This is a genomic window from Sodalinema sp. (assembly GCF_046483825.1).
In the GTDB taxonomy this organism is placed as follows: domain Bacteria; phylum Cyanobacteriota; class Cyanobacteriia; order Cyanobacteriales; family Geitlerinemataceae; genus Sodalinema.
Window position 1 is genome coordinate 1 of sequence record NZ_JAWOCL010000260.1, and the last position, 12383, is coordinate 12383.

A 12383-nucleotide genomic window follows, 5' to 3' on the forward strand; every position below is an offset into this window, starting at 1 on the left:
GTTCTATCACAACTCCCACCTACCCCTTCTAGGAATTGATGCCATAGGGAACCGAAGGCACAAAGCTCGGAACCACCACATCATCATTTTGCTTCGTGAGCTGATCATAGAGACGCTCCGTATTGGGGAAGTTGGCCGCCGGTAACGTCGGGAAACGACGATAGGGGACAACATCCTCACCAAAGGCCTCAATGTACTCAGGACAGTTGACCATGGTGCTGACGAAACCGCGAATCCCCTCAGAGGCCAGGATTTGGTTATACTTGCGGATTTCAGCCTGATCCCGAGGCGCACGACCGAGGAAGTGCTTGGTTCCCAACTCGATCACCTTGGTGTTGGGATAAGGCGTATAGAACTCGCGAATATAGAGTTCTGAACAGCCAATCCCCTCAATGAACTCTTTGAGGGTAATTTCGCCATTGCTCAACTTGCTTTCGAGAGCAGTGAACTCGCGCTTGGTGACGTAGGGTTCGATATCCCGCTCGAAGATTTGCCGATAGGTGGCCCGGATAACCGTTTGCACCTGGGCTTTGTCGAGAGTGCTGGTGAGTTTGAACAGCTTGGTTTGTTGCCGCTGTTTGCTGACTCCTTGCTGAATGCGGAAGTTGACATCGGGATGAGTCCGCAGTCCGGCGTTGCTCGGAGTTCCCAACTGCACAAAGCGAGGTGCTTCGGGTTCGGGTTTGACCAACATTCCCGTATCGCCAATGCTACCGGCCCGCAGGGAGCGTTGTGCTTGTCCGGCGGGAGTGACATAGCGTTCGTAGGGAACGGTGTCTTCTCCGAAAGACTCCAGGTATTCGGGGCTATCCATAATCGCGTCCACCAGGGCATAGAAGCCTTCTTTGGCGCAGATATCAAAGTAGCGGTTCATTTCGGGACGACCGTAGGTCGGACGGCCCAACAGACGACGGTGGATAAATTCAACCGCTTTACAGACGTAGAGGGAAGTCCAATACATCTTGCGGAAGATCTCTGATTTGGCCAAGTCCCGGATAAATTCGCGCATGGTGATATCACCATTTTCTAAGCGAATTTCTGAGACTTTTAACCGCTGTCCATCGTACAAGTCTCGGCCAAACACTTGCCGGTAGGCGGCCCCAATCACCGCTTGGGTGCTGCTTTCGTTGTACTGAACGCTACTCCCCCGAGCGACGGTGAAGCTGGGAACCGGAGACATCTTAAAGACTTTCGGACCCAAGGAACCGGGGTTGAGACCTCGCGCAGCGGGATTGCTCAGTTGGTTCTCGATACCGGGACCGCGACGAATTAAGATGCGGCGGGTGTCTTTCCCAAAGGGCGCTGGCGCATTTTTGGGGCTGCGGGTTTCTTTGGGGAAAATCGCCCCGAATTGGATTTCGAGGGGATCGTTGCCGACACCATAGGGGTGGCGATCGGGTAGGGGCCGCACGTAGTCGGCAAAGAGGGTGATGAACTGAGGAACTTTGCGGAAGGGCGCACTGTAGTTAAACAGGTCGAATTGAGCGCCCCAGTTGCGGCATTCTTGGGCTTCTTGCCCTAAGCCGCGCAGGTAGGGAACGGTCTCCTCGCCGAAGTAATCGGAATACTCCTGAGAATCGACCAAGGCATCAATCAACGCCCCTTGTCCGCCTTCAGACATGATGGAGAAGTATTTTTGCACTTCTTCTCGGGAGGACGGCGCACGACCGAGGATGTGGCGGAAGGCCAGTTCTAGGGCGCGGCTGTTGATGAAGGGTTGGAAGAATTGTTGCCGATAAAGCGGGGTTTTGCACAGACGGCGCACAAACTCTTTCATGGAGAGTTCGCCGTTTTTCACCTGAGATTCTAGGTAGGAAATCCCTTGGCTATAGGCTCGGGTAATATCCCGCTCGAAGATTTGCCGGTAGGCGGCTTTGACAATGCCATCTTTTTCGCTGAAGGACATCCCTGGCTTCATGGCGAATTTGGAGCGAGGTTCGGCTCCGTTGGCATAGATTTGGGGCAGTTTTAGCCCTTGTTGATCTAAGGATTGCCCTTTACGGACTTTCTCGGAGGGGGTCGGCGCTTCAAATTCGCTCAGCAACACGTCAAAGTACTGTTGCACGAGGTCGGCGGCTTCGCGGTCTTGTTTGAAGTAGTTGATGGAGGCGGCCCGCATTTCCTTGATGGCCACAATTGTCGCCGCTGAGGAACAGGCGTTCTCGATGATTTCTCGCAGCCCCCGCACGTTGACGGAGATGATGTTGGGATCTCCGGCGACGAGAGCGTAGGTGACGTAGCGCAGGAACCAACTCAAATCTCGCAAGGATTTGGTCATGTTCGCCGGACCATAACGAGCCACGTTGATGGCCCGGAACCCGGCTGGGGCCGCTCCGGCGCTGGGGGTGAAGAACAGGTTTTTGATGCCGTCTAGGACGCTGCCTTCTTCTTCGACGTAGCTAACGGTCTCTAGGGTTTCTGAGGCGGCTCCTGCCATGGCCATGACTGGCTCTGGCTTTTCGAGGAAGGACATGGGAGAACCGCCGGTGAAGATGCGGTTGGCGGCTCGGGAGACGATTAAATCTGACTTGGCGGTGAGAATTTGCGAAATCTCAACTCGCTTGGTTCCGGATTTGAAGAAGGTGTCAAGTTCACCGAGTTCGTTCCGTCCCAGGTAACGATCCTGCTGTTCGGCTTGGGAGATCGTTGAGACGGGAACCGTTTTGAAGATTTGCTGGCGCACTAAGGTCGTGCCACCGCTTGCTTTTACACTCATGAGTTATATTTACAAGAACGACAGGATACCGGGGAGGGACAAGGGAGAGGCAAATGCTTCTTCTTATCCTAGTATTGTTATCCGGCTTAAAACACTCTAGTTTTATTAAGTCCGCACTGTTAAGAAGTATGTCAAAATCAGGTTGCGAACTCGGGCGGTCAATATTCTAATTACCGCGACATGATAAAGGATCGCGGGTCTCTATATGAGAAAACGCAAAGTTTTGTAACGTTTGAGCGATCGCCGATCGCCCCCCTGATCCCAAATCCTACCGCTTGCTTGGGTTGATTCGGCAGTTTTTAAGAGTTCTCTATGACAGACAGGTCTCAGATTAGCGCGGCAGTGCGCCAACTTTACAATACCTATCCGTTTCCACCGGAACCATTACTCGATGTCCCTCCTCCTGGGTATAACTGGCGCTGGCATTGGCAGGCCGCCTACAATTTCTGTACGGGACGCAAGCCGCTACGGGATGATGTGCAAATTCTCGATGCGGGTTGCGGAACGGGGGTGGGGACGGAATATCTGGTTCACCTCAACCCCCAGGCCCAGGTGACGGGGATTGATCTCAGTGAGGAAGCCATCACCGTGGCCCGCGAACGCTGTCGCCGTTCGGGAGCGCAGCGGGTTACGCTACAAAACTTGAGTCTCTATGATGTGGACCAGCTCGACAGCCGTTTTGATTACATTAACTGCGTCGGGGTTCTACATCACCTCCCAGATCCCGTGGCGGGGATTCAAGCCTTGGCCCGTCAGTTGAAACCTGGGGGACTCATGCACGTGTTCGTTTATGCGGAGTTGGGACGACGGGAGATTTATTTGGCTCAGCAGGCGTTAGCCTTGTTACAAGGGGGCGATCGCGACAACTTCAAGGAGGGGGTACGCCTCGGCCGTCAACTGTTTCAGGCTCTCCCGGACAGCAATCGCTTGGTAGTCGAAGACAAACGCCGCTGGTCTCTGGAAAATCACCGCGATGCTAATTTCGCCGATATGTATCTCCATCCTCAGGAGGTCGATTACAATATCGAAACCCTATTTGAGTTGATTGATGCCTCGGGACTCTCGTTTGTGGGCTTTTCTAATCCCGCTTATTGGCAGATTGAACGCCTGATTGGCTCGGATGCTGAGTTACTAGCGCGATCGCAGCAGCTGCCCGAACGGGACTATTATCGCCTGGTGGAACTCCTGGACCCGGAGTTAACTCACTACGAATTTTTCCTCTCTCGTCCTCCCCTCGAACATTGGAATTGGCAAGACGATGAGGCGTTACGCCAGGCTATCCCGGAGATTCATCCCTGTTTGCAAGGCTGGCCGAGTCAATCGTTGTTTAATTACGATTATCAGATTGTGGATCTCTCTGAGGCGGAGTTTGCCTTTATGCAGGCCTGTGAGCGTCAGCAGACGACGGTCGGTGACCTCTGTGAACAACTCGGGTTTGACCTGGACCGGGTGCGATCGCTCCTACGACAACAACTGCTACTCCTCACCCCGGCGATCGCCACCTAGATGGGCAGTATAGCCCGCCGCCGTGCGATCGCCCCCGGCCAGCCAGACCCCAACCTTGGACTTCAACCTCGACGTCTAGGGCAAAGTCTAAGAGGGTTGGCGTACCGCGCCGTGATATGATCTCTTCTGGTTTGGATTAGTCCAGACGCTCCTTCTCGTCAGCCCGAAACGGTCGATTGCATCCCATGACGGTTTGAATCAAGACCTTTGAGTCAAATGAGTCAAACCTCATCGGCTGTCGTTGAACCCATCGGTACGGCGTGACATCGATGTAGGTGTTTTTCGCACTATGCACCCACGTTTTCAAGACAACCTCACGCCCTTGACGACAGGTCCTCGCTTTCGTCGGTCTGATGACGAGTTCGGCCGCACCATTGCCCCGACCTCGTCCCAGCCGGTTCGCGTCTCTGCGCCTCCGGTGCAACCCGAAACGGTTGCGACGTCAGAGGAGAGCCAATCCTCAGATGAGGAGTATTTCCAGCTTCAGAAGCAATTGTACCTTGTGACATTGGTGATTTCTGGAGCGGTCGTTACCTCACTCTGGTGTCTGTACTCTCGTGATCTGGCCTTAAATTATCTAATTGGGGCGATCGTTGGCACAGTCTATTTACGCATGATGGCGAGAGATGTTGGTCGTCTCGGTCGGACGAAGGTTCGGTTGGGGAACGGACGGATGGCACTGTTTATCGGGCTAATGGTGATCGCCACCCAAGTTCAGCAGTTGCAAATTCTCCCCACCTTCTTTGGGTTTATGACCTACAAAGTAGCGATTCTCGTCCATGTCCTGTTGACGACGTTCGCGCCGGACTCAAACTCTTCCAGGCAACCTGTCAATTGATGAGATAACATGCTCGACGTGCTACATACCGTTAACACTTTCCATTTGGCTAACTTGGAGGTCGGTCAACATTGGTACTGGGAAGTCGGTAGCCTCAAACTTCACGGACAAGTTTTTCTGACCTCTTGGTTCGTGATCGCCCTGTTGGCGATCGTTTCAATTTTAGCAACGCGCAACCTGCAACGGGTTCCCAGCGGACTTCAGAATTTCATGGAGTACGCCCTGGAGTTTATCCGGGATCTGGCCAAAAACCAGATTGGAGAAAAAGAGTATCGCCCCTGGGTTCCTTTCGTGGGGACGTTATTTTTATTCATTTTCGTGTCAAACTGGTCTGGGGCGCTCCTTCCTTGGAAGCTCATTGAGCTACCAGCCAGTGAACTCGCGGCCCCCACCAACGACATCAACACAACAGTGGCATTGGCCTTGCTGACCTCCTTGGCCTATTTCTATGCCGGATTCAGCAAACGCGGCTTAGGCTACTTTGCCCGTTATATTGAGCCAACGCCAATCCTTCTTCCGATTAACATTTTGGAAGATTTTACCAAACCCCTCTCCCTGAGTTTCCGTCTCTTTGGTAACATCTTAGCGGACGAATTAGTGGTAGCGGTTTTGGTTCTGTTGGTGCCACTGTTCGTGCCATTACCCGTAATGCTACTGGGATTATTTACCAGTGCCATTCAGGCGTTGATTTTCGCCACTCTTGCGGCTGCCTATATCGGCGAAGCCATGGAGGGACACGGCGACCATGATTAGTCGCTGACGTTCCCGTGGGGGTTGACGGCAAGACACGACTCCCCCACAAAATTAACCGAGGCCGTTGGGTTCTCCCTCACGGGGAACACTCAACCTGGCCCTCAACTACACAACCATTCGACAGATTTTTGTCGTTTAACGTTTAATTTAGACTGAAATAAGGAGTAAACAATGGATTCTTTAACGGCTGCTGCCTCTGTTATCGCTGCTGCTCTCGCAGTAGGACTCGCTGCAATCGGACCCGGACTGGGTCAAGGTAATGCAGCTGGACAAGCCCTCGAAGGGATTGCTCGTCAACCCGAAGCAGAAGGCAAAATTCGCGGAACCTTGCTGCTGAGCTTGGCATTCATGGAAGCACTGACCATTTATGGTTTGGTGGTTGCTCTGGTGCTGCTGTTTGCTAACCCCTTCGCTTAATCAGTTTTCTGACGATAGGGGGTTCAGAGCCAGTTCACTGACGTGAGTTCAACGAACAAGGGATTTCTGACCCCCCTACGCAATACAAGGAGGGTAAGGACAAACCTAAAATTATGCATTGGACAATCGTACTGGCAACTGAAGCCACTCAAGAGGGCGGGTTGTTTGCATTCGACGCAACTTTGCCTCTGATGGCCGTTCAGTTCATGATTTTGGTCGGGATTCTCAATGCGGTGTTCTATAAACCGTTAACGAAATCCCTCGATGACCGAGATGACTACATCCGTGGTAAAACACAAAGCGCACAAGCTCGGCTAAAAGATGCTCAAGACAAAAAGGCGAAGTACGAGCAAGAACTCGCCTCAAGTCGCCGACAAGCGCAAGAGATTATTAATGCGGCTCGGGATGAGGCGGACAAAACCGCTGACGCCGAAATCGCTGAAGCCCAACGTCAAGCCAATGAGGAGCGAGAACAAGCGGCGGCTGAGATTGAACAGCAAAAACAGGCTGCTTTTGCTCAGATTGACCGACAAGTTGATGCGCTCAGTCGGCAAATCCTCGAAAAGATCCTCGGTTCTGAACTCGTCAAACGTTAACGAGCGATCGCGAGTCAGAGGCTGTTATTGACAACTGTGATTGACGGTCGATGTCTCGATTGAAAGGTTTGGTCGTGGCTGAGCTGCGATAACAAATCGACGACGTAACATTTAAGCGATTAGGGTTTAAGAATCATGGAGACTTTTGTGTGGCTGGCTGAGGCCGAAGGAGGTTTAGGAGTTAATCCAGACCTCTTCGGCAGCAACCTCATTAACCTCATCATTGTCATTGGTGTACTGTACTATTTCGGACGGGGATTCCTCGGAAAAATCCTCAGCGAACGCCGCAACACCATTGAAACCGACATTAAAGAAGCCGAGCAAAAAGCAAGTCAGGCTGAGGCACAACTCAAGGCGGCTAACGCCGACCTCGAACAGGCTCAAGCTCAGGCTAAGCGTATTGTAGCAGACGCTCAAGAACGGGCTAAGGCCGTCAAAGCCCAAATTATGGACGAGACTCGCGCTGAAATCGAACGATTGAAAACGTCCTCGGCTCAGGAGCTTCAGTCCGACGAAAGCCGCGCCATGGCTGAGCTACGCCAACGTGCTGTCAATCTGGCCGTTGAAGAGGCTCGGACGTACTTGCGCGATCGCCTCAAGGCCGAAGACCAACAACAAATTATCGATCGCAGCATTAGCCAAATTGGAGGTCAGCGATGACAGGACACATGGCAACCGCAGAAATTGTTGAGCCCTATGCCAAAGCGTTGATGGCGATCGCCACTGAACATGATTTAGTCGATACCATTGGCGACGACGTGGCTCAAATCCTCGAACTCCTCAAAAGTTCCGAGGAACTGCGTCAGTTTATCACCAACCCCATTATCAAACCCCCCACCAAGAAAGCCGTCTTGACGCAACTGCTCGAAGGGAAAGTCCATGACTACACCTTTCGCTTCCTGCGCCTGTTGACCGATCGCGGTCGCATTCTCTTCTTAGGAGATGTCTGCGCTCAGTATCAGGACTTATTGCGGCAACTGAAAAACATTGCCCTGGCAGAAGTGACCTCAGCCGTCGAACTCAATGACGCTCAACAAGAGCAGATTCGCGATCGCGTCAAAGGATTCACCAACGCCAACGATGTGGAATTAGACATCCAAGTCGACCCAGATCTCATCGGTGGCGTCATCATTCGCGTGGGATCTCAAGTTTTAGATGTGAGCTTGCGAGGTCAACTGCGCCGTCTAGCCTTGAGCCTCAGCTAGAGCCGCACCGCAGCCAAGACCAGCTGAGCTAGGGCGGGCCAATTTTCCTCATCACATTGTTATCCAAGAAGCGTTCAACAGCGAGACAAGATTATGGTAGCTATCAGACCAGACGAAATTAGCAGCATCATTCAAAAACAGATTGAAGACTACGACCAAGATGTCAAAGTCTCCAACGTCGGAACCGTCCTGCAAGTCGGTGACGGTATCGCTCGCGTCTATGGCTTAGAACAAGCCATGGCTGGCGAACTCCTCGAATTTGAAGATGGAACCGTTGGCATCGCCCTCAACCTCGAAGAAGATAACGTCGGGGTTGTGTTGATGGGTGAAGGTCTCGATATCCAAGAAGGATCCTCGGTGACCTCCACCGGTAAAATTGCTCAGGTTCCCGTGGGTGAAGCCCTCGTGGGTCGGGTGGTGGATGCATTAGGTCGTCCCATCGATGGGAAAGGCGACATCCAAACCAACGAAACCCGCCTCATTGAATCCGGCGCACCGGGAATTATTGCCCGGAAATCCGTTTGCGAACCCATGCAAACCGGGATTACCTCCATTGATGCCATGATTCCCGTCGGTCGCGGTCAACGGGAGTTGATTATTGGTGACCGTCAAACCGGGAAAACGGCGATCGCCATCGACACCATCCTCAACCAGAAAGGCGAAGACGTCATTTGCGTCTATGTAGCGGTGGGTCAAAAAGCTTCCACGGTGGCTCAGGTGATCGGTGTTCTCGAAGAAAATGGCGCGATGGACTACACCATCGTCGTCGCCGCGAACGCCTCTGACCCGGCCACCCTACAATACTTGGCTCCCTACACCGGTGCCAGTATGGCGGAATACTTTATGTATAACGGCAAAGCCACCCTGGTCATCTATGATGACTTGTCGAAACAGGCTCAGGCGTACCGTCAAATGTCCCTGTTGCTGCGTCGTCCCCCCGGTCGTGAAGCCTATCCTGGAGATGTCTTCTATCTCCACTCTCGTCTGTTGGAACGGGCCGCTAAACTCAGCGACGAACTCGGTGGCGGCAGCATGACGGCATTGCCGATTATTGAAACCCAAGCCGGTGACGTGTCCGCGTACATTCCCACCAACGTGATCTCGATTACCGACGGGCAAATCTTCCTCTCCTCTGACCTGTTTAACTCCGGTCAGCGTCCGGCGGTCAACCCCGGTATTTCCGTCTCCCGTGTCGGTTCGGCGGCGCAAACCAAAGCCATTAAGAAGGTGGCTGGGAAGATGAAACTGGAATTGGCTCAGTTTGATGAACTTGAGGCCTTCTCCCAGTTCGCATCTGACTTGGATGCGGCAACCCGTAACCAACTCGAACGGGGTAAACGCTTGCGTCAGTTGCTCAAACAGCCGCAAAACTCGCCCCTGCCCCTCGAAGAACAGGTGGCGATCGTTTACGCTGGGGTCAATGGTCTCCTCGATGAGATTCCGGTGGAAAAAGTCACCAGCTTTACTCAGGGCCTTCGGGAGTATCTGCGTAGCAGCAAGCCGAAGTTTGGTGAGTTGATTCGCTCGACCAAGAAATTGGAAGAAGAGTCGGAAAATCTCCTCAAAGAGGCGATCGCAGAATATAAACAGACCTTCTTGGTGTCTGCGTAATCGCGAACTTGATTGCAGGGTGAGGGTGGCCGGCCATCCCTTGCCCTCAATCCCTCTAGTGCCACTATTGTTCAACTGTTTCCCCTATGGCTAATCTAAAGGCGATTCGCGATCGCATTAAATCTGTTAAAAATACGCGAAAAATTACCGAGGCCATGCGTCTTGTGGCAGCGGCGCGGGTTCGTCGCGCTCAAGAACAAGTCTTGGCCACTCGTCCCTTTGCGGATGCCTTGGCCCAAGTCCTGTTTGGCTTGCAAAACCGTCTGCAATTTGAAGACGCGGAGTTACCTCTACTCGAACAGCAAGAGGTGGAGTCGGTGGCCCTGGTGGTCGTGTCCGGCGATCGCGGTCTCTGTGGCGGCTACAATGCCAACATTATCCGTCGTGCCGAGGCCCGCGCCGCTGAACTGAAGGCTGAAGGCAAAAACGTCACCTTCATCCTCATCGGCCGCAAAGCCATTCAATACTTCAAGCGTCGAGAGACCCCGATTACGGCGACCTTCGCCAATCTTGCACAAATTCCCACCGCTGAAGAAGCCGGACAAATTAATGACGAAACCCGCGCTCTTTATCTCTCGGATAATGTGCAACGGGTGGAGTTGGTCTATACCAAGTTTGTCTCCCTCGTCAGTTCTAAGCCAGTGGTGCAAACCCTGCTTCCTCTCGATCCTCAGGGCCTAGCCGCCCAGGATGACGAAATCTTCCGTCTCACCAGTCGCGGTGGCACCTTTGAAGTGCAGCGAGAACCCGCCCCCATGACGGCTGACGAACTGCCCCGAGATATGATCTTTGAACAAGATCCGGTGCAAATTCTCGATGCTTTGCTACCGCTCTATATCACCAACCAGATTCTACGGGCCTTGCAAGAATCGGCAGCCAGTGAGTTGGCGGCTCGGATGACAGCCATGAACAACGCCAGCGACAACGCCAATGACCTCATCTCTGACTTGACTCGCTCCTACAACAAAGCGCGTCAGGCCGCGATTACGCAAGAGATTCTCGAAGTCGTCGGCGGTGCCGAGGCGTTGGGATAATCCTAAATCGTTGACCACTCATGTAGCCTTAGCTGCCAATCGGTTCAAGCGTCTTCTTCGGAGGGCGCTTTTTTTCTGTTTTTTTGGCTCAATTGCCCTTGACATTCAAAATTCGTTTCGTTATAATCAAATTAACAAATAAAGCTTCACCCCTTAATCAAAGCGCACCAAATTTTTTGATTCAAGGTTGGCAAGGCTTCGCGGCCCCGGTGCGGGCCGCGCAAAGCCAAACATCTAAGCAGCGCAATTTTATTTCTGATTAACGTACAGAAATCGAAAACAGCGATTCATCGAAGACAACCGGTTCCCCTCCCCTCTCAGCGAACCGTCGTCGGATCAAGCCAAAATCCAACTTCCCGCGTGAGCAGATTCAAATCGCGGTAAACTCCTTGTTTAACCCATTGGGCCATCGCATCGAGGGGAGAAAAGGATTGTCCGACTTCCCAAGGGAGATCCTGAGCAATAGGAGTCAGATGAGTCCCCTTGAGAACGCGAAAACTCACCCAATCGGGAAACATCCCCTCCAACACGGGACGCAGAAGCAAGCTTTGGTCGATGGTGTCATCTTGAAACTTAATCAATAAATTGCGTCGGACCCCATAGTGACTGGCGATCAACTCTTGGGTTTGCTCAGGAGATGGGGTAAATTCCACATCCGTCAGCAGAGAAAGCTGGTCAACAAAGGGAATCGAACGCCGGGCCGGATAATTGTTATAGGCCATCAACACATTGCCGGCCCGTTTCACGTTAAATAAGCTACTAATCAGTAGATGGAGCTTACAGCCCATACTATGACCAACCCCGTACACCGGCAACCCTCGTTTGCGCAGTTGGCCGGTCACATAGAGGCGATCGCAGATTTGCTCAAAACGATTCAACGCCTCCTGGGCCATCTCACCATGATTGAGGGTATTCACGAACGGAGTCGCAATCACCACATAGCGTTCCCGGGCCAGATATTCCAGCAAGAAGCGATAGGTGACTTGAGGTGCAGCGGCGACAAAGGCCCCACCAAGGAAGTGAACAATTCCTTTGGGATTTCCGGGAATCAGAACAGAACTTCCTGTAATCTCCTGCCAATTCGCGACCCACTGAGCCATAAAGAATACTCTCACAACCGCATGTAATACCATTTTTCGAAATGCTTGCTAGACATCTGACACCGAGGAGGGCGAACAGCCGTCCCCTCCTGGGAGGGGTTAGGGGTGGGTTCCCCTACAGACATCTATGGCACGACTTCTGAAAATTGGTATAACGCCATTGTAACAACCTAAGCTGCAACTCCTACAAAAAAAAGGGAGCCGCGAGGCTCCCCAATGTCTGGAGTTTAGGGATTGGGTTGAGGGTTGAGCGTCACCTCTACCGACTCCAAACTAGGCGTTCGACTTGTTGCGTTTCGTGAGTCCGAACAGACCACCAATCGCCAGCAAGCCCAGCATCGTCGAGGGTTCAGGAATATCAGTGGTCGGCTCACCCGGAATCGTCAAGTTATACAAACCGTTGTGAGACTTACCATCAGCGCCGTCACCTTTGTCGTTGGCTAAACCCGATGCGAGGGCCTGTCCAAACCGGTAGAGGAAGTGAGTTTCCCCCCCGTAGTTAACCTTGACAACTTCACTCAACTTGAGACTGTCTTGGAATTCGGTTTGGTAGTCGAAGTGACCGGCTAACCCAATGGAAATATCACCATTGCTATTTTTGTTGACG

Annotated in this window: 12 protein-coding genes; 9 read left to right on the top strand and 3 right to left on the bottom strand. The window is 52.6% G+C overall.

Annotated elements, in window-relative coordinates; genetic code table 11:
• Positions 1 to 28 precede the first annotated feature (28 nt).
• A complete protein-coding gene (locus R6U67_RS16650) occupies positions 29 to 2716 on the bottom strand; it encodes a phycobilisome rod-core linker polypeptide (RefSeq protein WP_410253593.1) in 2688 nt (895 codons plus the stop codon).
• 312 nt (positions 2717 to 3028) lie between these two features.
• Between R6U67_RS16650 and R6U67_RS16655 the strand changes: the two genes are divergently transcribed.
• From R6U67_RS16655 to R6U67_RS16695, 9 genes are all read left to right on the top strand, one after another.
• The gene (locus R6U67_RS16655; protein WP_410253594.1) at positions 3029 to 4222 is read left to right on the top strand and encodes a class I SAM-dependent methyltransferase; all 1194 of its coding nucleotides are present in this window, start codon (positions 3029 to 3031) and stop codon (positions 4220 to 4222) included.
• A gap of 289 nt (positions 4223 to 4511) precedes the next feature.
• Positions 4512 to 5060, top strand: a complete 549-nt coding sequence (locus R6U67_RS16660) for an ATP synthase subunit I (protein WP_410253595.1) — start codon at positions 4512 to 4514, stop codon at positions 5058 to 5060.
• A 9-nt stretch (positions 5061 to 5069) separates the two neighbouring features.
• On the top strand, positions 5070 to 5813 hold the full coding sequence (gene atpB, locus R6U67_RS16665) for a F0F1 ATP synthase subunit A (protein WP_410253596.1): 744 nt from the start codon (positions 5070 to 5072) through the stop codon (positions 5811 to 5813).
• A 171-nt stretch (positions 5814 to 5984) separates the two neighbouring features.
• Entirely contained in the window at positions 5985 to 6230 is a 246-nt protein-coding gene (atpE, locus tag R6U67_RS16670; RefSeq protein ID WP_068787581.1) for an ATP synthase F0 subunit C, read from the top strand.
• Positions 6231 to 6343: 113 nt separating this feature from the next.
• Positions 6344 to 6826, top strand: a complete 483-nt coding sequence (locus tag R6U67_RS16675; protein ID WP_410253597.1) for a F0F1 ATP synthase subunit B' — start codon at positions 6344 to 6346, stop codon at positions 6824 to 6826.
• 135 nt (positions 6827 to 6961) lie between these two features.
• Positions 6962 to 7486, top strand: a complete 525-nt coding sequence (locus tag R6U67_RS16680) for a F0F1 ATP synthase subunit B (RefSeq protein ID WP_410253598.1) — start codon at positions 6962 to 6964, stop codon at positions 7484 to 7486.
• Positions 7483 to 8031 (top strand): ATP synthase F1 subunit delta, encoded by a 549-nt coding sequence (atpH, locus tag R6U67_RS16685; RefSeq protein ID WP_410253599.1) that lies wholly within the window; start codon positions 7483 to 7485, stop codon positions 8029 to 8031. The genes R6U67_RS16680 and atpH overlap by 4 nt, the downstream gene beginning before the upstream one ends.
• 93 nt (positions 8032 to 8124) lie before the next feature.
• The gene (gene atpA / locus R6U67_RS16690; RefSeq protein WP_410253600.1) at positions 8125 to 9642 is read left to right on the top strand and encodes a F0F1 ATP synthase subunit alpha; all 1518 of its coding nucleotides are present in this window, start codon (positions 8125 to 8127) and stop codon (positions 9640 to 9642) included.
• A gap of 86 nt (positions 9643 to 9728) precedes the next feature.
• Positions 9729 to 10676 (top strand): F0F1 ATP synthase subunit gamma, encoded by a 948-nt coding sequence (locus R6U67_RS16695; protein ID WP_410253601.1) that lies wholly within the window; start codon positions 9729 to 9731, stop codon positions 10674 to 10676.
• 317 nt (positions 10677 to 10993) lie between these two features.
• Here the strand turns inward: R6U67_RS16695 and R6U67_RS16700 are convergent, their stop codons facing one another.
• Positions 10994 to 11776 (bottom strand): DUF1350 family protein, encoded by a 783-nt coding sequence (locus R6U67_RS16700; RefSeq protein ID WP_410253602.1) that lies wholly within the window; start codon positions 11774 to 11776, stop codon positions 10994 to 10996.
• Positions 11777 to 12049: 273 nt separating this feature from the next.
• Positions 12050 to 12383: NF038130 family PEP-CTERM protein (locus R6U67_RS16705; protein WP_410253603.1), on the bottom strand; the 334-nt coding region annotated here is incomplete at its 5' end.

Excerpts from the sequence above, each read along its gene's own strand:
- atpE (WP_068787581.1), top strand. The coding sequence starts at position 5,985 with ATGGATTCTTTAACGGCTGCTGCCTCTGTTATCGCTGCTGCTCTCGCA.
- R6U67_RS16680 (WP_410253598.1), top strand. The coding sequence starts at position 6,962 with ATGGAGACTTTTGTGTGGCTGGCTGAGGCCGAAGGAGGTTTAGGAGTT.
- atpA (WP_410253600.1), top strand. The coding sequence starts at position 8,125 with ATGGTAGCTATCAGACCAGACGAAATTAGCAGCATCATTCAAAAACAG.
- R6U67_RS16660 (WP_410253595.1), top strand. The coding sequence starts at position 4,512 with ATGCACCCACGTTTTCAAGACAACCTCACGCCCTTGACGACAGGTCCT.
- R6U67_RS16655 (WP_410253594.1), top strand. The coding sequence starts at position 3,029 with ATGACAGACAGGTCTCAGATTAGCGCGGCAGTGCGCCAACTTTACAAT.
- R6U67_RS16650 (WP_410253593.1), bottom strand. The coding sequence starts at position 2,716 with ATGAGTGTAAAAGCAAGCGGTGGCACGACCTTAGTGCGCCAGCAAATC.
- R6U67_RS16700 (WP_410253602.1), bottom strand. The coding sequence starts at position 11,776 with ATGGCTCAGTGGGTCGCGAATTGGCAGGAGATTACAGGAAGTTCTGTT.
- atpB (WP_410253596.1), top strand. The coding sequence starts at position 5,070 with ATGCTCGACGTGCTACATACCGTTAACACTTTCCATTTGGCTAACTTG.
- atpH (WP_410253599.1), top strand. The coding sequence starts at position 7,483 with ATGACAGGACACATGGCAACCGCAGAAATTGTTGAGCCCTATGCCAAA.
- R6U67_RS16695 (WP_410253601.1), top strand. The coding sequence starts at position 9,729 with ATGGCTAATCTAAAGGCGATTCGCGATCGCATTAAATCTGTTAAAAAT.
- R6U67_RS16675 (WP_410253597.1), top strand. The coding sequence starts at position 6,344 with ATGCATTGGACAATCGTACTGGCAACTGAAGCCACTCAAGAGGGCGGG.